Source organism: Bifidobacterium erythrocebi (genome assembly GCF_012932675.1).
Taxonomy (GTDB): domain Bacteria; phylum Actinomycetota; class Actinomycetes; order Actinomycetales; family Bifidobacteriaceae; genus Bifidobacterium; species Bifidobacterium erythrocebi.
The window spans coordinates 211,559-233,556 of the sequence record NZ_JAAIIF010000009.1 but is presented as its reverse complement, the minus strand read 5'-3'; the positions used below and the strand labels follow the sequence as shown (position 1 = coordinate 233,556).

Annotated in this window: 12 protein-coding genes and 3 tRNA genes; 9 read left to right on the top strand and 6 right to left on the bottom strand. The window is 57.7% G+C overall.

Annotation, left to right across the window (positions count from 1 at the left end; all coding sequences use genetic code 11):
• Positions 1–100 precede the first annotated feature (100 nt).
• Positions 101–922 carry a 7alpha-hydroxysteroid dehydrogenase gene (hdhA, locus tag G1C98_RS06790; protein WP_169080474.1) on the top strand — a complete coding sequence of 274 codons (822 nt, stop codon included), beginning with the start codon at positions 101–103 and terminating at the stop codon, positions 920–922.
• 901 nt (positions 923–1,823) lie between these two features.
• On the opposite strand, the gene G1C98_RS06785 is transcribed toward hdhA, so the two are convergent.
• Positions 1,824–2,402 carry a TetR/AcrR family transcriptional regulator gene (locus tag G1C98_RS06785; RefSeq protein ID WP_169080473.1) on the bottom strand — a complete coding sequence of 193 codons (579 nt, stop codon included), beginning with the start codon at positions 2,400–2,402 and terminating at the stop codon, positions 1,824–1,826.
• Positions 2,403–2,587: 185 nt separating this feature from the next.
• Here G1C98_RS06785 and G1C98_RS06780 point away from each other — a divergent pair, with 185 nt between their 5' ends.
• The 4 genes from G1C98_RS06780 (at position 2,588) to G1C98_RS06765 (ending at position 9,579) form a co-directional block, all read left to right on the top strand.
• Positions 2,588–4,834, top strand: coding sequence for an exo-alpha-(1->6)-L-arabinopyranosidase (locus G1C98_RS06780; RefSeq protein ID WP_169080472.1), 2,247 nt, complete (start codon positions 2,588–2,590; stop codon positions 4,832–4,834).
• A 232-nt stretch (positions 4,835–5,066) separates the two neighbouring features.
• Complete coding sequence (locus tag G1C98_RS06775) at positions 5,067–5,684, top strand: MarR family winged helix-turn-helix transcriptional regulator (RefSeq protein ID WP_335341295.1); 618 nt, start codon at positions 5,067–5,069, stop codon at positions 5,682–5,684.
• A 65-nt stretch (positions 5,685–5,749) separates the two neighbouring features.
• On the top strand, positions 5,750–7,507 hold the full coding sequence (locus G1C98_RS06770; protein ID WP_417852303.1) for an ABC transporter ATP-binding protein: 1,758 nt from the start codon (positions 5,750–5,752) through the stop codon (positions 7,505–7,507).
• 41 nt (positions 7,508–7,548) lie between these two features.
• A complete protein-coding gene (locus G1C98_RS06765; RefSeq protein ID WP_205831932.1) occupies positions 7,549–9,579 on the top strand; it encodes an ABC transporter ATP-binding protein in 2,031 nt (676 codons plus the stop codon).
• A gap of 336 nt (positions 9,580–9,915) precedes the next feature.
• Here the strand turns inward: G1C98_RS06765 and G1C98_RS06760 are convergent, their stop codons facing one another.
• The 4 genes from G1C98_RS06760 to G1C98_RS06745 form a co-directional block, all read right to left on the bottom strand.
• Entirely contained in the window at positions 9,916–10,953 is a 1,038-nt protein-coding gene (locus tag G1C98_RS06760; RefSeq protein WP_169080469.1) for an alpha/beta hydrolase, read from the bottom strand.
• Between the two features lie 217 nt (positions 10,954–11,170).
• Positions 11,171–11,246: transfer RNA gene (locus G1C98_RS06755), tRNA-Gly, on the bottom strand.
• 33 nt (positions 11,247–11,279) lie between these two features.
• A tRNA-Val gene (locus G1C98_RS06750) sits at positions 11,280–11,352 on the bottom strand.
• Positions 11,353–11,397: 45 nt separating this feature from the next.
• Positions 11,398–11,469: transfer RNA gene (locus tag G1C98_RS06745), tRNA-Val, on the bottom strand.
• A gap of 456 nt (positions 11,470–11,925) precedes the next feature.
• Here G1C98_RS06745 and ileS point away from each other — a divergent pair.
• Both ileS and G1C98_RS06735 read left to right on the top strand, forming a co-directional pair.
• On the top strand, positions 11,926–15,240 hold the full coding sequence (gene ileS, locus G1C98_RS06740; protein ID WP_169080468.1) for a mupirocin-resistant isoleucine--tRNA ligase: 3,315 nt from the start codon (positions 11,926–11,928) through the stop codon (positions 15,238–15,240).
• A 529-nt stretch (positions 15,241–15,769) separates the two neighbouring features.
• Complete coding sequence (locus tag G1C98_RS06735; protein ID WP_169080467.1) at positions 15,770–16,939, top strand: ATP-binding protein; 1,170 nt, start codon at positions 15,770–15,772, stop codon at positions 16,937–16,939.
• Positions 16,940–16,966: 27 nt separating this feature from the next.
• Here the strand turns inward: G1C98_RS06735 and G1C98_RS06730 are convergent, their stop codons facing one another.
• Positions 16,967–17,707: an alpha/beta hydrolase gene (locus G1C98_RS06730; protein WP_169080466.1), complete on the bottom strand. Its 741-nt coding sequence runs from the start codon at positions 17,705–17,707 to the stop codon at positions 16,967–16,969.
• Positions 17,708–17,840: 133 nt separating this feature from the next.
• On the opposite strand from G1C98_RS06730, the gene G1C98_RS06725 reads away from it, so the two are divergent.
• Together G1C98_RS06725 and G1C98_RS06720 are read left to right on the top strand one after the other, a co-directional pair.
• The gene (locus G1C98_RS06725; RefSeq protein WP_169080465.1) at positions 17,841–18,752 is read left to right on the top strand and encodes a GIY-YIG nuclease family protein; all 912 of its coding nucleotides are present in this window, start codon (positions 17,841–17,843) and stop codon (positions 18,750–18,752) included.
• Between the two features lie 143 nt (positions 18,753–18,895).
• Positions 18,896–21,994, top strand: a complete 3,099-nt coding sequence (locus tag G1C98_RS06720; RefSeq protein ID WP_169080464.1) for a type I restriction endonuclease subunit R — start codon at positions 18,896–18,898, stop codon at positions 21,992–21,994.
• Positions 21,995–21,998: the final 4 nt, after the last annotated feature.

Here is a 21,998-nt window from a genome sequence, read left to right as displayed (position 1 = left end):
TGTCCACGAATGTCGTGCATCTATCTGTATTCAGTGCTTTGAGCGGATTAGGATGGGCGTTGATGCGAGGAACGATGCATCGGATGCAAAGGAGAATCATATGACTGATAGCGCAGGACGTCTGAACGGCAAGGTGGCCATGGTCACCGCTTCCACAAGGGGTATCGGATACGCGATCGTGAAGCGTTTCGCCGAGGAAGGCGCGACGGTCTACATGGCGGCCCGCAACGCGCAGCGCGCGCAGGCGAAAATCGACGAGATCGCCAAGGCGGGCGTGCCCGGAACGGTGAAGTTCGTCTACAACGACGCCTCCAAGGACGAGACGTATACGTCCGCCGTGGACGAGGTCGTGGCGAACGAGGGCCGCATCGATGTGCTTGTCAATAATTTCGGCACGTCCAATCCCGCCAAGGATCTCGACATCGAGCGCACCGACCCGCAGGAGTTCATCGACACGGTGGATGTCAATCTCAAGTCCGTATTCATCGCGTCCCAGGCGGCACTGAAGCATATGGCGGAACGCAAGTCCGGCAGCATCATCAACATTTCGTCGATCGGCGGTGCCGTGCCGGACATCTCGCAGATCGGCTACGGCACGTCCAAGGCGGCCATCAACTATCTGACCAAGCTCATCGCCGTGCACGAGGCGCGCAAGAACATCCGCTGCAACGCGGTGCTGCCGGGCATGACCGCCACCGATGCCGTGCGCAATTCGCTGAACGATGAATTCCGCGAAATGTTCCTGCATCACACGCCTATCCGTCGTATGGCCACGCCTGAGGAGATCGCGAACGCGGTGCTGTATTTCGCCTCGGACGAGTCGCGGTTCACCACCGGCCAGATTCTTGAGGTGTGCGGCGGCTTCGGCCTGGCCACGCCTGTGTTCGGCGACTTGCAGGACAAGTCCCGCGCTGCGTCCTGATTTCCCAGTGGCTGGATATTTTTCTTGCTGAACGGCCTCTTAGAGTCCTGATTTCCCAGTGGCTGGGTGTTTCTTCCCTCTGAGGGAGCCCTTAGCGTCCGGTTTTATCCAGTGGCTGGATGTTTCTGTCCTCTGGGAGGCCTTTCATCGTCCCGTTTTATCCAGTGAATGGATATTTTTCTCGCTGAACGGCCTCTTAGAGTCCTGATTCATCCAGTGGCTGGATATATCTCCCCCTGAGAGGCCTCTCATCGTCCCGTTTTATCCAGTGGCTGGGATTTCGTTCCGCTGAGCGGCCCTTTAGCATCCCGATTTCCCAGTGGCTGGATGTTTCTTTCCCCTTAGGCTTTACTTAGCGTCCAGATTTCCCAGTGAGTGGAGGTTTGTTCCCGCTGAGCGGTCTCCTAGTGTCCGGATTCCTCCAGTGGGTGGATGGATTTCCTTCTAAGGGGTTTCCTGCAGTCCGGTTTTATCCAGTCACTGGGAATTTGTTCCGCGGAAGGGCCTCTTAGTGTCCGGATTTCCCAGTGAGTGGAGGTTTGTTCCCGCTGAGCGGCCTCTTAGAGCCCGTATTCCTCCAGTGAATGGGTGGATTTTACCTCTGAGGGGTTTTCTGGCGTTCGGATTCCTCCAGTGACTGGATGTTTCTTCCTTCGGGGGGGGGCTCAGCGTCCTGATTTCCCAGTGGTTGGATGTTTCTTTCCGCTGAGGGAGTTCTCAGCGTCCTGTTTTATCCAGTCACTGGGGGATTTATCCCGCTGGGAGGTCTCTTAGTGTCCGGATTTATCCAGCCACTGGAGGAATAGGACGTCGGGGGAGAAATGGGGCATCAGGGGAGAGGTAGACCACCGGAGGAATGGGTCGCTGGAGAGGGATAGGCCACGGGGTGGGATAGGGCTTGCTACCGGCAGCCGTCCCACAGCGGCAGGGGGAAGAGCACGTTCTCGCATTCGGCCCACATGGCGTTGAGATCCTGGCCGGGCTTGCGCAGCCAGCGCAGCTGCACGCCGTCCATCATGGCGAATCCGGCGCGCAGCATCCGTTCGGCATCGACGCCGTCGGGCACATGCCAGCGGATGTTGCGCGCCACATCCACCACATGCTCCTCGCGTGCGGCGAAGTAGTCGTGCGCGGGGTGGTTGGGGTCCAGGGCCTCGGCGCTCAATGTGGAGAACATGTGCACCAGCTTCGGGCGCTTGGCGTTGACGGCCACGATCCTGCGCCACAGGTCGGCGATGAGCGGGTCGTTTTCGCGCACCATGTCGGCGGTCGCGTCCTCGGTCTCGCGGTCGTACATCTCGTCGAGCACCGTGGTGAGCAGCCCTTCCTTGCTGCCTACGTAATGCAGCACCCCCGCCTTGGTAAGCCCGACCTTGGTGGCTATCTTCTGCAGTGACGTTCCGTAATAGCCAAGTGTGCCGAAGCATTCGACCGCCGCGTCGAGGATATCGCCTCTGCGATCCGTGTCGTTGTTGCCCATGGTGCCGTATCTCCTGCTTCTCCCGCTGGTATGTCGAATGTCACTTTACGGTCGGTCGATTGGTTTTCCAAAGATGATTGGCGTGTCTTTGCGTCGGCTTTGATAAAGTACCTACCAATCGGTTGGTAGTGGATTCGCCGACGACTCCCGCGCCAAACGCAACGAAACCCCATGAAAGAGGCAGCATGAGCAGCAACACGTATCCCTCCGTCAGCGACCTGACCCTTGAGGAAAAGGCATCCCTGACATCCGGCGCCGACGCCTGGCATCTGCAGGGCATCGAGTCCAAAGGCATCCCCGGCTACATGATCACCGACGGTCCCCACGGCCTGCGCAAGTCCCTGGCCTCCAGCACCGGCGAAACGGATCTGAACGATTCCGTGCCGGCCACCTGCTTCCCGCCCGCCGCCGGCCTGTCCAGCTCCTGGAACCCGGAACTCATTCACAAGGTGGGCGAGGCCATGGCCGAGGAATGCATCCAGGAGAAGGTGGCCGTCATCCTCGGCCCCGGCGTCAACATCAAACGCAACCCGCTCGGCGGCCGCTGCTTCGAATACTGGTCCGAAGACCCGTACCTGGCCGGCCATGAGGCCGTCGGCATCGTCGCCGGCGTGCAATCCAGAGGCGTGGGCACCTCGCTCAAGCACTTCGCTGCCAACAACCAGGAAACCGACCGCCTGCGCGTATCCGCCAACATCTCCCAGCGCGCACTGCGTGAAATCTATCTCCCGGCCTTCGAGCACATCGTCAAGACCGCCCAGCCATGGACCATCATGTGCTCCTACAATCGCATCAACGGCGTGCACTCCGCGCAGAACCGCTGGCTGCTCACCGATGTGCTGCGTAACGAATGGGGCTTCAAAGGCATCGTCATGAGCGACTGGGGCGCCGACCACGACCGCGTCGCCTCCCTCAACGCCGGCCTCAACCTCGAAATGCCGCCGAGCTACACGGACGACCAGATCGTGTACGCCGCACGCGATGGCCGCATCCAGCCGGAACAACTCGACCGCATGGCCCAAGGCATGATCGATCTCGTGAACAAGACGCGGGCCGCCATGAGCATCGAAGACTACCGCTTCGACGTGGACGCCCACGACGAGGTCGCCCACCAGGCCGCCGTCGAATCCATGGTGCTGCTCAAGAACAGCGACGCCATCCTGCCGGTCTCCCCGAACGCCAGGATCGCGGTCATCGGCGAATTCGCCCGCACCCCGCGCTACCAAGGCGGCGGCTCATCCCACATCACCCCGACCAAGATGACCAGCTTCCTCGACACTCTCGCCGCCCGCGGCGTGGAGGCAACGTTCGCACCGGGATTCACCCTCGATCTCGAACCGGCAAACAAGACGCTCGAAGCCGAAGCCGTGGAAACCGCCAAGAACGCCGACGTGGTGCTCATGTTCCTGGGACTTCCGGAAGCCGCCGAATCCGAAGGCTTCGACCGCGAAACCCTCGACATCCCCGCCAAGCAGGTCGAACTGCTCGAAGCCATCGCGGCCGAAAACAAGAACATCGTGGTCGTGCTCTCCAACGGCTCCGTCGTCTCCGTGGCCCCATGGGCGGCCAACGCCAAGGGCATCCTCGAATCCTGGCTGCTCGGCCAGGCGGGCGGGCCGGCGCTCGCCGACGTGATCTTCGGCAAGGTGAGTCCTTCCGGCAAGCTGGCACAGACCGTTCCGATGGACATCAACGACGATCCGAGCATGATCAACTGGCCAGGCGAGGAGGGGCATGTCGACTACGGCGAAGGCGTGTTCGTCGGCTACCGCTACTACGACACTTACGGCAAGACCGTCGACTACCCGTTCGGCTACGGCCTGAGCTATGCCACCTTCGAGGTCTCCGGCGTCAAGGCGGAGAAGACCGGCGCCAACACCGCACGCGTCACCGCGACCGTCACCAATACCTCCGATGTGGACGCCGCCGAGACTGTGCAGGTCTATGTGGCGCCGGGCAAGGCCGCGGTGGCACGACCGAGGCATGAGCTCAGGGGATTCCGGAAGGTGTTCCTCAAGGGCGGCGAGTCGGCGGAGGTCTCCTTCGATCTGGACGAGCGCGCCTTCGCTTACTGGTCCGAGAAGTTCGATGACTGGCATGTGGAGGCCGGCGAATACGGCATCGAGGTCGGCGCGTCCAGCCGCGACATCGCCGGCGTCGCATCGGTCACGCTCGATGGCGACGGCAAGGCCGAACCGCTGACCGAATGGTCCACGTTCGGCGAGTGGTCCTGCGATCCGGTCGGTTCCAAGGTCGTTGACGCCGTGCGTGCGGCGGGTGAGCGCGGCGAACTGCCGAAGCTGCCGGACAACGACATGATGCGCATGTTCCTCAGCTCCATGCCGATCAATTCCATGCCCATGCTCATGAGCGAGGGTGGCAAGAAGATCACCGCCTTCATGCTTGCCGAATACGACAGGCTCACTAAGTAGGCAGGCATGGCATCGCCGTTATGGTGATGCTCGGTCAGTCGATAACCGCACATCGGCGAATCGTCTGTCTAGAGGTGATTCGCTAGGAATATGATCGGGGGATTGGTCCGCGAATGAGACGGCGCGGGCGAATCCCCCGGTTTTCCGCGTTTTCGGGGGAGAGCGCTTTCCGCGACACGCTGATTGTTGTATATGCAACTGTTGTATATGCAACGGTTTATACTGACGCACCGTGACAGAAGAATCGAACATCGGGGCGGATTCGATCAGTCCCGCGTTCGTCCAAGCTTGGGAACAGGGCGCAGGCAAACCGCCAAGCGTCGCCATCCGATCGCTGCACAACATCATCAACAGGTATCTCGCGGTCACCAGACCATATGAAGCAGAGGAACTGAGCGGTGCCAATATTGACATCATCTGCTATCTCGTATGCAACTCGGACCGCGACGTTTTCCCGCAGGATGTGGAACGGCATTTCGGAATCACACGGTCGACGTCGTGCAGGGTTCTGGGGCTGATGGAACGCAAGGGTCTGATCGTACGCAAACCAGTGCCGAAAGACGCGAGGCTGAAGAAGATCGTCCTCACCGATAAGGCGCGGAATATCAACGACGCGCTGCGCAGCAATGCGACCGACATGGAAAGATTGCTTCTGCAAGGGTTGAACGAGGATGATATCCGTGGATTCATGCGCGTGCTCGACGTGATGCAGACGAATCTTGTCCGGACCGGAATGCTTGGCGACGAAAGTCGCTATTCCAGTTTGGCGTTGCGTGAGGAAGCGGACGAGCCTCGGATGCCATCGCGAGACGAATCGCAGGAAGACGAAAAAGGAAGGAAGAGCAAGTGAGCGGAACAAACGCGGCCGCGTCGCAATCGCAAACGACGTCGCAGCCAAAAACCAAACAGCATCTCATACGCACGCTGGGCAAATCGCTGCGCGAATACAAGAAAGTCAGCATCCTCACCCCGGTGGCCGTGGCCATCGAGGGCATTCTCGAGATCCTCATCCCCACGGTGATGGCATCGCTCATCGACGAGGGCATCAGCGGCGGCAGCATGCCGGCCATCATCAAATTCGGCCTGATCCTGCTGCTGTGCTCGCTGTGCTCGCTCGCCGCAGGCTTCCTCGCGGGAAAGTTCGCCGCGATCGCCGGCGCCGGCTTCGCCAAGAACCTGCGCCACGACGAGTTCGAGAAGGTGCAGGGCTTCAGCTTCACCAACATCGACCGCTTCTCCACCGGTTCGATCATCACCAGGCTCACCACCGACGTGACCAACCTGCAGAACGCCTACTCCATGATCATCCGCATGGGCGTACGCGCCCCGATCATGATGATCGTGGCATGGATCTTCTCGTTCCGCATCAGCCCGTCGATTTCCTTCGTGTTCCTGGCCTGCATCCCGATCCTCGCCATCGGCCTGTGTGGCCTGGCGGTGTACGTGCACCCGGTGTTCGAGCGCGTGTTCCATACCTACGACAAGCTCAACAACGTGGTCGACGAGAACCTGCAGGGCATCCGCGTGGTCAAGTCCTACACCCGCGAATCCCATGAGATCCGCAAGTTCGGCCGCATCTCCCAGCGCATCTACAAGGACTTCAGCAAGGCCGACCGCGTGATGAGCTTCAACAACCCGCTCATGATGGTCTGCGTGTACGTCTCGATGATCCTCATCGCGTGGATGGGCGCCAAGCAGATCGTGGCATCCGGCAACAACGCCGCCCTTGGCCTGACCACCGGCGACCTGACCGCACTGGTCACCTACGCCATGCAGATCCTCATGGCCATGATGATGCTGTCCATGATCTTCGTCATGTGCATCATCTCCCAGGCATCCGCGGAACGTATCTGCCAGGTGCTCACCGAGGAAAGCACGGTGACCAACCCGGCCAACCCCGTCAAGGAAGTGGCCGACGGATCCATCGAATTCGACGACGTCGACTTCCGCTACTCCGACAATTCCGAGAAGCCGGTGCTCGACGACATCAATTTGAAGATCCGCTCCGGCATGACCGTCGGCATCGTCGGCGGCACCGGTTCGGCGAAATCCAGCCTGGTGCAGCTCGTGCCGCGTCTGTACGACGTGACCTCCGGCTCGCTCAAGGTCGGCGGCGTCGACGTGCGCGACTACGACATGGAGGTCCTGCGCGACCAGGTCGCCATGGTACTGCAGAAGAACGTGCTGTTCTCCGGCACCATCGCCGAGAACCTGCGCTGGGGCAACCCGAACGCCACCGACGAGGAGATCCGCCACGCCTGCCAGCTCGCGCAGGCCGACGGGTTCATCCAGGAGTTCCCGGACAAGTACGACACGTACATCGAACAGGGCGGCACCAACGTCTCCGGCGGCCAGCGCCAGCGTCTGTGCATCGCCCGCGCCCTGCTGAAGAAGCCAAAGATCCTGATCCTCGACGACTCCACTTCGGCCGTCGACACCAAGACCGACAAGCTGATCCGCACCGCGTTCCACGACGAGATCCCCGACACCACGAAGATCATCATCGCCCAGCGCATCGCATCCGTGCAGGAATCCGACATGATCCTCGTCATGGAGGAGGGCCGCATCACCGCATCCGGCACCCACGAGGAACTGCTGAAGACCTGCGACGAATATCGTTCCATCTACGAGTCGCAGACCAAGAACCAGGCCCAGCCTGAGGAACTGAAGTGAAAGGAGGAACGGAAATGACTAAGAACAACGCTGAGAAAACCATGCAGGCCAAGCTGGGCAATAAGCCGGATGGCAAGTCGGGCGCAAAGCCGCCGATGCAGAAAGCCGCACCCGGAACCACCAAGCGCATCTTCGGCTACATCTTCCAATACAAGTGGCACGTCGTGGCGATCGTGCTGTGCATCCTGATCGGCGCGGCCGCACAAGCCGGATCCGCACTGTTCCTGCAGTCCCTGATCGACAGCTACATCCTGCCGCTGGTCGGCGTGAAGAACCCCGACTGGAACCCGCTGCTGCGTGCCCTGACGCTGATGGCATGCCTCTACGCGGCCGGCACCTTCTGCAGCTGGCTGTGGCAGTGGCTCATCGTCACCGTCGAACAAGGCACGCTGAAGAAGATCCGCGACGACATGTTCGCCCACCAGCAGACCCTGCCAATCCGCTACTTCGACACCAACGAGCACGGCGACATCATGAGCCGCTACACCAACGACACCGACACCCTGCGCCAGGCCATCAGCCAGTCCTTCCCGCAGATGTTCTCGTCCGCGATCTCCGCGCTGGCCGCCCTGGTCTCCATGCTGTGGCTGTCCGTGCCGGTCACCGTGTTCGTGCTCGTGTTCGCCGTGATCCTGTTCGTGGTCGTGCGCGCCATCGTCTCCCGATCCGGCCGCTACTTCGTCAAGCAGCAGATGTGGATCGGCGACGTGAACGCCTTCGTCGAGGAATCCGTCAACGGCCAGAAGGTCATCAAGGTCTTCAACCACGAGGACGCCACGCAGAAGACCTTCGACGAGAAGAACGAGGAACTGTTCCACGCCTCCGCCGAAGCGAACACCTGGGGCAACGTGACCATGCCGGTCGTGGGCAACATGGGCTACATCCTCTACATCCTGCTCGCCATCGTCGGCGGTGCCATGGCACTGTCCGGCATGGGCAACTTCGGCCTGTCCGGCGCAGGAAAGCTCACCCTCGGCACCCTGGTCTCCCTGCTGACCCTGTCGCGCTCCTTCGTCAACCCGCTCGGCCAGGTCTCCATGCAGTTCAACATGGTGATGATGGCGCTCGCCGGCGCTTCCCGCATCTTCCAGTTGATGGACGAGAAGCCCGAGGACGACGGCGGTTCCGTGACGCTCGTCAACGTCGAGCTCGGCGAGGACGGCCGCACCATGACCGAAGTGGACCACGAAACCGGCCACTGGGCCTGGAAGCGTGAGGAAGGCGACGACGGCACGCGCTCGCTGAAGGCCGCGCAGTCACTGAGCCCGAAGGCCGCGGAAGTGGCGAGGAAGGCCCGCGAGAACGCGATCACCTCGCCGGACGGTCGCCTGACCCTGCTGCAGGGCGACGTGCGATTCACCGACGTGACCTTCGGCTACAACCCGGACAAGCCCGTGCTGCACGACATCACCTGGTTCGCCAAGCCCGGCCAGAAGGTCGCGCTCGTCGGCGCCACCGGTGCCGGCAAGACCACGGTGACCAACCTGATTAACCGTTTCTACGACATCCAGGAAGGCATGATCCTGTACGACGGCATCTCCGTCAAGGGCATCCGCAAGCCCGACCTGCGCAAGTCGCTCGGCATCGTGCTGCAGGACGTGAACCTGTTCACCGGCACCGTAATGGACAACATCCGCTACGGCAGGCTCGACGCCACCGACGAGGAATGCATCGCCGCCGCCAAGCTCACCAACGCGGACAGCTTCATCCGCATGCTGCCCAACGGCTACCAGACCGTGCTTGAGGGCGACGGTTCAGGCCTGTCCCAAGGCCAGCGCCAGCTGATCTCCATCGCGCGCGCCGCCGTGGCCGACCCGCCCGCCATGATTCTGGACGAGGCGACGTCCTCCATCGACACCCGCACCGAGGAAGTGGTACAGGCCGGCATGGACAACCTCATGAAGGGGCGCACCGTGTTCGTGATCGCACACCGCCTGTCCACCGTGCGCAACTCCGATGTGATCATGGTGCTCGACCATGGCCGTATCATCGAACGCGGCTCGCACGACGAGCTCATCGCACAGAAGGGCGAATACTACCAGCTGTACACGGGAGCCGTGGAACTGGAGTAAACGGGAGCCGTTCAGCTCGTTGTACATGAAGAGCCGATGCTTTAGGCGAATACGGTGATGGCCGTGTCGGAAGCCACGCATGCGTGACTCCCGACACGGCCATCACCGTACCTGATTGGGATTGTAGGTAGGGAGATAGTTCATGGTGGCGGTCATGCCGAATAATTCGAGAGCCGTGCCATGGCTGATATATAGAGGCACCAATGAGCGAGATTGAATCTTTGCCAGAGTCTGACGGCATTCGAGATGCTTTCTTGCCGCTGCCTCCCGTGCCTGTGCCAATGTGAAAAATGTGTTATAGGGAGAGCGTATTGGCCGGCGCAAGCCGGGAACCGCTCAGCAGCGGTCATACGAGAAACGACGAATGCGCTTCAAGCACTCGACGCTTTCCGGCAGCCACGGCATGCCGGTCACAAACACGTGCCCCAACGACTCATGCCGCTTCGGCTTCGGATCGTACAATTCGAAATCCGCACCCTTGCGAGACAATGCGCAAGCCAGCGCAAGATTATCCGCCTCCAGAAAATCATCACTGCACGTGGTGATGAACAACGGTGGAAAATCAACGTTTTCCACCAGTCCCTCAACCGTCAGGAACTTCGGATCTGCGGCGTCAAGACCGGCGAAGAAGTCCGCGCCCAGCATGTGCTCAAGGCGCTCGCGGTCGGAGGGGTCGTACATGGAGCCTGCCTTGCCGTAGGTCGCGGCGACCGTTGCAGCTGAGGCGAGACTGTATGTGCCGCACACCGGGGCGGCGCCGGCGAATCCGATGCCGCTCGGTTCGTCCACGCCGAATGCGGCTGCGGCTTCGGCATTGTTTTCGATGGCGAGCGTCAGCATGGTCAACGCGCCGCCTGCCGAGTCTCCGGTCAGGAATATCGCGTTCGGATCGACCGGGTAATCGGCCAGATGCGCTGTGATCCAACGCAACGCCGACTGCACGTCGGCCAATTGCCCGCGCAGATCGGTCTGGGGTGCGGGGCGGTAGCTCAACGAGAACACGGCGAATCCCTGATCGGCCAGATGCACGTTGAAGTTGCGGTTCAGTTCCTTGTATCCGTAGGTGAATCCGCCGCCGTGGATGTCGATGTATACGGGCAGCGTCTTGCCGCCGCGTACCACGGCGTCGTGCGGCAGGTAGAGGTCGAGCAGATGGCCGCGGCATTGGCCTGATGCCTTGTCGTAGCCGCCGTCTGGCAGGTAGGGGATGTCGGCGATGGTGTCGATGCCTTCCGGCGTGTGCCAGAGTTCGGAACGCGGGGTGTCGCACAGGATGGAGCCGTAGCGCATGCCTTTTATCCCGATGGTTTGTTCGGGGGAGAGGCCTTCCAAGTCGCCGTCGGTTTCCGTCCAGGCTTCGGCGTTCCGCAGCATGGCCGGTGTGATTTCAGGAAATGGCGCGGGTGTGCCAGTGGCGCTTTCATTGGTTTGGTTTGCTTGGGAATGAGTGTGTGCTGAGTCTGCCATCATTGCCATCCTTGGGTGTTGTACTGTTGCATGAGCGGTGCTATGCGCATCGCATTTACTAGCAGTGTAGTCTCACGAGGTTCCCAAGTAACAGAAAAGACTCCCAGATGGGAGCCTTTCGTAGTGGAGCGGACAACGGGACTCGAACCCGCGGTCTCAACCTTGGCAAGGTTGCGCTTTACCAACTAAGCTATGTCCGCAACGAATTTCTGCCGTGAGAAGCAGAAATTCAGTGGGTGATGTAGGAATCGAACCTACGACCCCTTCCGTGTGAAGGAAGTGCGCTAGCCGCTGCGCCAATCACCCGCGGGATGTTCCGCTCACTCTCGTGAGCTTCTCATCCGCTTCGCGTGGGCGATACAAGATTCGAACTTGTGACCCCTTCCGTGTCAGGGAAGTGCGCTACCTCTGCGCCAACCGCCCGAAGCGAGTGTTAGATTAAGCCCGCTTCGGGCGGAATGTCAATTACCGGCGTGTCGCAACGGTTTGTTGTCTCGAGTTCAAGACGATGCGGCATGCATGGGGGAGCGGTGTGCGGCACGGGTGTCCAATCCTTGCAAGCGCGATCTGTTCGGTTCGCACGGCGTGGTACAGTAAAGCGCTGAAACGCGAAAGCGACAACACGCTACAAAGCATCGATCCGTTATCAGCGGGGAGCTTTCGGAAGAACGGCGTGGATTGCGAACCGATGAGGCAAGCGGTCCGGCCTAGTAGAACCGACGGGATCGGCCCGACACAGCCGAGCATCAAGCGGTCACGCGGTGTTGCGGTAAGCAACGGCCGGCTGTGGCAAGCGAGGTGGTACCGCGGTAGGCCGGGAATCCGGCAGATCGTCCTCGTACATATGCCAACGAAGTGATAAGTGACGAGGAGCATACGGTGAGCGAATCCACCAATCATGTGTATCCGAAGGCTGCTGCCGGCGAGCAGAGCGCCAACGTCGCGCCGAACCCCAGCTTCCCCAAGCTGGAGGAGTCCGTGCTCGACTACTGGGATAAGGACAACACTTTCCAGAAGTCCATCGACCGCCGTCCGTCCGGCGATCACAGCCAGAACGAATTCGTGTTCTTCGACGGCCCGCCGTTCGCCAACGGCCTGCCGCACTATGGCCACCTGCTGACCGGCTACGCCAAGGACGTCATCCCGCGCTACCAGACCATGAAGGGTCATAAGGTCAACCGCGTGTTCGGTTGGGATACCCACGGTCTGCCGGCTGAGCTTGAGGCTCAGAAGGAGCTGGGCATCGATTCCGTCGACCAGGTCAAGGAAATGGGCATCGACAAGTTCAACGACGCCTGCCGTGCCTCCGTGCTCAAGTACACCAACGAGTGGAAGGATTACGTCCACCGTCAGGCCCGTTGGGTCGATTTCGAGCATGGCTACAAGACCCTGAACATTCCGTACATGGAATCCGTGATGTGGGCGTTCAAGCAGCTGTACGACAAGGGCCTGGCATACCAGGGCTACCGTGTGCTGCCGTACTGCCCGAAGGACCAGACCCCGCTGAGCGCGCACGAGCTGCGCATGGATGCGGACGTGTACCAGGATCGTCAGGACACCACCGTGTCCGTGGCTGTGAAGCTGCGCGACGAGGAGGACGCCTACGCCGTCTTCTGGACCACTACGCCGTGGACCGTCCCGACCAACTTCGCCATTGTGGTCGGTGCCGACATTGATTACGTCGAGGTACGCCCGACCGAAGGCAAGTTCGCCGGCAAGAAGTTCTACCTCGGCAAGCCGCTGCTTGGCTCCTACGAGAAGGAACTCGGCGAGAACTACGAGATCGTGCGCGAGCTCAAGGGCTCCGAGATGGAAGGCTGGCGCTACTACCCGGTCTTCCCGTACTTCGCCGGTGACGAGAACGCCGTGGAAGGCAAGGTACCGGGTCCGGAAGGCTATCAGATCTTCACCGCCGATTACGTCGACACCGTTGAGGGTACCGGCCTGGTGCATCAGGCTCCCTACGGCGAGGACGATATGAACACGCTCAACGCCAAGGGCATCAAGAGCGTGGACGTGCTCGACGCGGGCTGCAAGTTCACGTCGCTGTGCCCGGATTATGAGGGCATGTACGTGTTCGACGCGAATAAGCCGATCCTGCGCAACCTGCGTGCCGGCGACGGCCCGCTGGCCCGCATCCCCGAAGAGCAGCGCGCCATCCTCTTCCAGGAGAAGAGCTACGTGCACTCCTACCCGCACTGCTGGCGTTGCGCCACCCCGCTGATCTACAAGCCGGTCAGCTCCTGGTTCGTGTCCGTGACCAAGATCAAGGATCGTCTGCTCGAACTCAACCAGCAGATCAACTGGATCCCGGGCAACGTGAAGAACGGCCAGTTCGGCAAGTGGCTGGAGAACGCGCGCGACTGGTCCATCTCCCGCAACCGCTTCTGGGGCTCCCCGATCCCGGTGTGGGTTTCGGACGATCCGAAGTACCCGCGCGTGGACGTGTACGGTTCGCTGGACGAGCTCAAGGCCGATTTCGGCGACTATCCGCGCGACAAGGACGGCAACATCAACATGCACCGTCCGTACATCGACGAGCTGACCCGCGTCAACCCGGACGATCCGACCGGCAAGAGCCACATGCACCGCATCAGCGACGTGATGGACTGCTGGTTCGAATCCGGCTCCATGAGCTTCGCCCAGTACCATTACCCGTTCGAGAACAAGGAAACCTTCGAACAGCACTTCCCGTGCGACTACATCGTGGAGTACATCGGCCAGACCCGTGGCTGGTTCTACGTACTGCACATCATGGCCACCGCCCTGTTCGACAGGCCGGCGTTCAAGAACGTGATCTGCCACGGCATCGTGCTCGGCTCCGACGGCCAGAAGATGAGTAAGCACCTGCGCAACTACCCGGACGTGAACGGCGTGTTCAACGACTTCGGTTCCGACGCCATGCGCTGGTTCCTCATGAGCTCGCCGATTCTGCGCGGCGGCAACCTGATCGTGACCGCCGACGGCATCCGCGACACCGTGCGCCAGGTGATGCTGCCGGTGTGGAGCTCCTACTACTTCTTCACCCTGTACGCGAACGCTACCGGGTATGACGCGCGCAAGCTTCGCGCCGACGAAGTGGCCGGTCTGCCGGAAATGGACCGCTACCTGCTGGCCCGTCTGCGCCGCCTGGTGGAGAAGACCCAGCATGCGCTGGACAACTTCTACATCTCCGACGCGTGCGATGCGGCGAGCGACTTCATCGACGTGCTGACCAACTGGTACATCCGCAACAACCGTGAGCGTTTCGGCGCCGGCGACGAGAACGCGTTCAACACGCTGTACACCGTGCTGGAAACCTTCATGCGCGTGCTGGCTCCGTTGGCTCCGATGGAGGCCGAAGCCGTGTGGCGCGGCCTGACCGGTGGCGAATCCGTGCATCTGGCCGACTGGCCGTTCCTTGCCGACGAGAAGACCGGCGAGACCACCGAGCTGGGTGCCGTGCTGCAGGACGATGCCAAGCTGGTGGACGCGATGGAGAAGGTGCGCGAGGTCGTGTCCGGCACGCTGTCGATGCGTAAGGCCAAGCAGATCCGCGTGCGCCAGCCGCTCGCCAAGCTGACCGTGGTGGTCGAGAACCCGGATGCCGTCGCCGCATACAGCGACGTGCTGAAGGGCGAGCTCAACGTGAAGGACATCGAATTCTGCACGCTGGAGGACGCCGGCTCCCAGGGTCTGAAGATCGTGAACGAGCTGCGCGTGAACGCGCGTGTGGCCGGCAAGCGCCTGCGTAAGGACGTGCAGTTCGCCATCAAGGCGTCCAAGAGCGGCGCCTGGCATGTGGACGCCGCCGGCGTGCCGGTGTGCGAGACCCCAAACGGCGAGATCGCGCTTGAGGAAGGCGAATACGAGCTGATCAACCGCGTGGAGGAGAAGGACGCGCAGGAGGCTGCGAACTCCGTGTCCGCCGCACTGCCGACCGGTGGCTTCGTGATCCTCGACACCGAACTGAACGACGACCTGCTGGCCGAAGGCTACGCCCGCGACGCGATCCGCGCCGTGCAGGAAGCCCGCAAGGCCGCCGGCCTGGAGATCTCCGACCGCATCACGCTGAAGCTGACCGTTCCGGCCGGTGACGTGGCGAAGATCGAACAGTTCAAGGATCTGGTGGCGCACGACACCTCCGCCGACAGCGTGAGCGTGGAAGCCGGTGCCGAAGGCTCCGAGCTGAGCGTGGAGGTCGCCAAGGCCTGAAGCACGGCCTGCATTGTAGCCTGAAGACCATGAGCTTGCATGGGCATAAGTCCGTGCAAGCTCACGCGGGCTCAATCCGGACTTGATTCGCGCATACGCATGACGGCCTGCTGTTGCGGGGCATGCGTATGATGCGAATCGTCGAGCGAGTGGTTCTCATGACGTTCATGTGAGTCAAGCACACAGAAACAGTAGTAATTGAGAAGCAGTCGCGTTGCCGGGAGGCGGACTTCTGTGGGATTATGCCCGCAGGGTCCGGCTCCCGGCTTTTTCCTTTTTTCTGGTGGCGGTTGCTGGGTGTGGATTATGCGTGGGTGCATTGTCTTTTTCTGGCCGTGTGCGCTATGAATCCTTGCCTGATTTCCACTGTTGGCTAGGTAGAAAATGTAAAGTAGCGACGGTAGGAAATGTAAAGTAGGAATGGTAAAAAGTGTCAAGTAGGATTGGTAAGAAATGTAAAGTAGGGATGGTAAGAAATGTAAAGTAGCATTGGTAGGAAATGTAAAGTAGCTATGGGAGAAAGCTTGCAATGACGGTAATTTCACGTGGTCTGGAACAGGAAATCATGCGCTCCTCGAAAGAGATGCCTGTAGTCACTATTACCGGCCCTCGGCAGAGTGGCAAAATAACACTTGCACGCGTCTGTTTTCCGGATTATGAATATGTGACGCTGGAAAATCCCGATATCCGCAGCGAGTTCGCGGACGATCCACGTTTCTTTTTGAAACGGCATGGCAATCATGTGATTTTCGATGAAGCGCAGAACACTCCGGAACTTTTTTCCTATCTGCAGGAAGTCGTTGACACAAGCAACGAGCCAGGGCAATTCGTGCTGACCGGATCGCAGAATTTTCTGTTGATGAAGACCATTTCGCAGACTTTAGCGGGTCGTGTCGCGGTGCGCTACCTGCTTCCGTTCGCCTATTCCGAATTGACCACGGAAAACGACAAATCGGACAATGCGCATTGGGTATTCCGGGGCGGATACCCGCGTCTCTACGACGGTAATATTCGCGTTTCGAATTTCTATCGCGATTACTTCTCCACTTATGTGGAACGTGATATCCGCAATGAGCTTGGCGTACGCAAAATCGCAGCCTTTGATCGATTCGTGCATTTCGCCTCCCACCAGTGCGGCAAAATGTTCAATCCATCAAGTTTCGCGGAAGCATGTAACATTAGCCGTCAGACGGCTTCCGACTGGATGTCGGTGCTTGAATCAAGCTTCATCGCGTTCCGAATGATGCCGTACTACAAGAACTACGGCAAACAGCTCGTGAAATCACCAAAGACATATTTCTACGACACCGGGCTTGCGTCCTACCTGAACGGATATGAATCAGCCGACGAATTGCGAGACGGCGATATGTGGGGAGGACTGTTCGAAAACGCAGTGGTGGTGGAGATCATCAAGCAGTACTACATGCGTGGCAAGGAACCGAAACTGTACTATTGGCGTGATAACAAAGGTCTGGAGATCGATTTCATTCTTGAAAAAGGCGGAAAGCCCCAGTACGTGATTGAAGTGAAGGCATCCAGCACATATGACGTGCACGCGTGGGCGAACATCGACAAATTAGCCGACGGCATGGGCGTGGATACGGATCACAGAATCCTGGTATATGGCGGTGACGAACATTTCGAAACCCGGCACGGGCGAATACTGCGACTACAGGATCTCGCCGAACTCGTTGATTGACATCACGCATACGCTAAGAAGCAGCGGCTACAGTTCCAGCCAAGCGCGCAAATCGGCGATTTCCTGATCGCAGACGGCATGAGCCATACCAGGATATTCGAAAACCGTGCAGTTGCCTGTCGCCGTGAGCTTCGCCCGCGCACACTGCTGATCGGCGGCGGGAATCGTATGATCGGCAGTGCCATAACACAATGCGAACCGAGTACGGGTTGCAGGCGGTTCACTGGCCGCCTCGCCCTTAAACGACGGGCTGAGCAGAATCGCGGCATCAAACACGTCAGGATGCTCCGCAACCATGCGATACGACAGATAGCCACCCTGCGAAAAGCCAATCAGCACCTTGCGAAACCGCCCGAACGCCGGAGTGTCCAACAGCTTCACGACGCTATCGCCAATCTCGGTGCACGCACGGCGGCGCTCGCTGACCGAGCAGCCGTCCGGGTACCAGTAATGACCGCCGATATACGGGCGCGCATGCGGTGCGCGGAACGAAAGATAGTTGGTTCGGCGGGTGATGGGGGAGTGGACGGGAGTGGTTGCGGTGTTGCCGGTGCTGCTGGCGGTTGCGGTGTTGTCGTCGGGAGCAGAGGTGCCGTAGCTGTTGGTACCGTTGGCACTGTCGGCGTCGTTGGTGCCGCAAATCGCATTGATGATGCGAACCATCTCGGATTCGTCGTTGCCATAGCCATGGAAGCCGAGGAACAGCAGATTGTTGGGCGAGGAAACGCCCTCTTCGGAATCGATGTTTCCCGTTATACCCAGTTGCATGGTGCGCTCCTTTGATCCTGTATACGCCATTATCGCTTGTGGGCGGGATTCGTATAATTTTCATTTTTGCTACGGCGCTGCGCGTTTTGAATTGATCAAATCTATACAATTGCCGCGAAGAAAGGAAGGTTCTATGGCGGAGGGCAAGCACATCAGTCTGTTCTTGATTGATGGAACTTTCGGTGGTCTAGTGACGGCAGAGATTCTGAACTGGACCGGTCATGTGCTTAAGGGCAGTCGCAGCGAGCTCAGTCGAATTTGTCAGCGTGAAGAAGCGCAGCGGACCGGTGTTTATATCCTTCTTGGTGCCGATAAAGCCGGGAATCCGCTTGCATACATCGGCGAAACTGACAATATTGCGAACCGGCTTAGGCAGCATGAGAAGAAGAAAGCTTTTTGGAACGATGTGGTGTTTGTTACTTCGAAAGACGGCAATCTGACCAGTGCGCATGCCCGTTACATTGAAGCGCAGCTTATTCAGCGTGCTAAAGAAATTGGGCGTATTCCTCTTGAAAACGGTAATGAGCCGACGGGCGGAGCAGACTTGCCGGAGGCGGATGCTTCGGACATGCATCATTTCATCAAGGAATTTTTGACGATTCTTCCGGTGCTTGGGGTGGAAGTGTTTCGTGGCCGTTCAGCTGAGAATAACGGTCCTGTGGCTTCTGAGAGTCAGACCGATCTTCCGGTATTTCATCTGTATATAAAAAAATATGATTGTACTGCCTATGCGCAGATTATCGATGGCGAATTTACAGTATTGAAAGGTTCTAAGATTGCGCCGAAAACTACGCAGAAGAAGGATGTCACTGAGGGCACACTTAAACAGTTCGAATCCAGGAAGCGGCGGCGTGAGCAGCTTTTTAACAGTGGCGTGATAGCTGCTGATGATGAAGGATTATTGGTTCTGACTAGAGATGTGCAATTCACGTCTCCTTCTGATGCTGCTGCCTTTGTTCGAGGACGAGCAAGTGCAAATGGTCGAATCGAATGGAAGACTGAAGACGGCGGCACCTATGCTGATTGGGAGAACAAGGAACGATAATGTTGAATCGCGAAATATAGTAAAAGAATTATTTGGGCGTGGCGCTAGGAATGGAAGCTTTTGACTGCCGAGCTAATGCTAGAATCCATGCATAACGGTGTTGTTATATCGGCAGAGCCTCGTAAATAGATTAGGGGGAGCTAATGAGTGCGTCATTGTCAAACGTCGAGGAGTTTTCGTTTTCCAAGCCTCCCCTCAACGAAGATTGGTATGAGCAGACGATTATTGAACATCTGGAAGAGAAATTAGGGTATGAGCATCTTTATGGCCCCAATATTCTTCGTACTTCTGATGATTACCGGGATGTGTTTCTTCCGGGCATCCTTTCGGAATCTCTGAGGCGCATTAATAAAGGGCTCCCGCAGGCTGCCATTGATGAGGCGATTCTTAAGATCAGCAATGTTGAAGGTGGCAGTCTTGAACAGCGTAATGAGATTTTTACTGAGTACCTGCAGTCTGGAATTGAAGTACATTTCTACGACGGCAAACAGGAGAAAGACGATATAGTTCGTCTATTGGATTTCGATAATCCTGAAAATAATACTTTTCATGTTGTGAATCAGTGGACTTTTATTGAATATTCGGAGAAACGTCCTGATGTGATCATTTTCGTGAATGGTATGCCGCTGGTCATTTTCGAACTTAAATCACCGTCTCGTGAAGAGACCAATGCGTCTGACGCGTATTTGCAATTACGCCAGTATATGAAACAGATTCCGAGCATGTTTGTACCGAATGTGTTTTGTGTAATGAGCGATATGGCTGAAACCAGAGTTGGCACCATTACCGCAGATGAGGATCGTTATGTGGCGTGGAAGTCTGTCGATGGTGACTATTCCGAAACAAAAAACGCTTCGTGGAAGACCATGCTTGATGGGATGCTGCCAAAAGCAAGGTTGTTGGATATTATTCAGAATTTCGTGTGCTTTAACGATACTTCTGAAAAAATAATCAAAATTCTTGGCGCATATCATCAGTATTTTGCTGTGAAAAAGGCTATTGTTCGTACTCAGGATGCGGTTGCTGGAGATGGCAAAATCGGAGTGTTCTGGCATACCCAGGGGAGTGGCAAGTCCCTGTCGATGGTGTTTTTCGCACATTTGATTCAAAAATATTTGGAGAGTCCAACAATTGTGGTCATCACGGATCGCAATGATCTGGATGACCAGTTGTTTGGACAATTCACCAGATGCGCGAATTTCCTGCGTCAGCAGGCGGTGCAAGCCGAAAGTCGGCAGAATCTGAAGGAATTACTGGAGGGGCGGGAAGCTAACGGTATTGTCTTCACCACCATGCAGAAATTCTCTGATGGAGATGAACCGCTATGTGACCGGAGCAACGTTATTGTCATGGTGGATGAGGCCCACCGAGGCCAATATGGACTCACAGAAACCATTGATGAGAATGGCAAAGTGAGTATTGGCGCGGCTCGTATGGTCCGTAAGGCCTTGCCGAATGCCTCCTATATCGGTTTTACGGGTACCCCTATTTCGACGGATGATCGTAATACCCGTGAGATTTTCGGTGACTACATCGATGTGTACGACATGACTCAATCAGTTGAAGATGAGTCAACCAAACCGGTCTATTATGAGAGCCGAGTCGTTGCGCTGCACCTGGATGAGGGAGCCCTTGGACGAATTGACGCCGCTTACAGGGAATTCGCCGATCAGGCAGATGAAGCAAGCATCGAGAAGTCAAAACACGATTTGGGCGGGCTTGATGCGATCTTCGATACACCGGAAACCATCGATGCGCTCTGCCGTGACATTGTTGACCATTATGAGAACAACCGCGCTGATGTGCTTGCGGGCAAGGCTCTTATTGTTGCGTATAGTCGTCCGATTGCAATGAAAATCTATTACAAGATTTTGGAATTGCGCCCTGAATGGAAAGAGAAAATCGGCGTGGTAATGACCATGTCGAATCAGGATCCCGAGGAATGGTTCGATGTGTGTGGAGGCAGCACGCATAAGAAGGAGATGGAACGGAAGTTCAAAGATGATAACGATCCATTGAAGATCGCCATTGTCGTAGATATGTGGCTTACAGGCTTTGATGTGCCAAGCCTGTCAACCATGTACGTCTTCAAGCCGATGAAGGGACATAACCTCATGCAGGCCATTGCCCGAGTGAATCGCGTTTGCAAGGGCAAGGAAGGCGGTCTGGTAGTCGACTATATAGGCATCGCCGGTGCTCTTAAGCGAGCGATGAAGGACTACACGAATCGAGATCAGCATAATTACGGCAATATGGATATTGCCGCGACGGCTTACCCGAAATTCGTTGAAAAGCTCGACGTATGTCGTGACCTTATGTATGGCTTCGACTATAAAAAGTTGATTTTTACGAATAGTCGTGAAGCTTTAGCTGACGCGATTGCCGAGGGTGCTGACTGGTTGCTTGAGCCGAAGCGCCATGAAGATACCGAAAACTTCCTCAAGCAATGCCAGCTGATGAACCAGGCATTGAGCCTATGCAAGAGCATGGTTTCCGAAAAGGACCAGCACGAAGCGGCTTATTTGTCGGTTTTGCGTGTTCAGGTACTTCGCCTTACCGGGCGTAAGGGCAATGGTGGCGGAGGCATGACCTACGCCGAATTCAACAAGCGCGTAAGCGACATCCTTGAGCAGACCGTTCACGCCGATGGCGTGATTAACCTTTTCGACAAGAACAGCGTTGAGATTTCTCTGTTCGATGAAGCGTTCCTTCAGGAAATCGCTGGCATGAAGGAAAAGAACATCGCCGTCGAGAGTCTGAAGCGACTTATCAAGGAAAAGGTTCGTGCTTATCAGCGGACCAGCGTGGTCAAAGCGCAGAAGTTCAGTGAGATGCTGCAAAGTACGTTGAACTCCTATCTCAATGGCATGCTGACTAATGCGCAGGTCATTGAAGAGCTTCTTCAAATGGCTCGTGACATTATGAAAGATCGCGATGATGCTCAGAAACTTGGGCTGAATGATGAGGAAATGGCATTCTATGATGCCATTACCAAGCCTCAAGCGGTCAAGGATTTCTATAGCAATGATCAGTTGGTCGCTATTGCGCGTGAGTTGACTGAAACCATGCAGAGAAGCGCCACAATTGACTGGCAGAAGAAGGAAAGCGCTCGTGCCGGAATGCGGCGTGCGATCAAGCGTTTATTGCGGAAATACAAGTATCCGCCTGAAGGCGTCGATGATGCCATGGATACTGTCATGAAGCAATGCGAACTGTGGGCTGATACCAAGATCGAAGAGTAGGAAC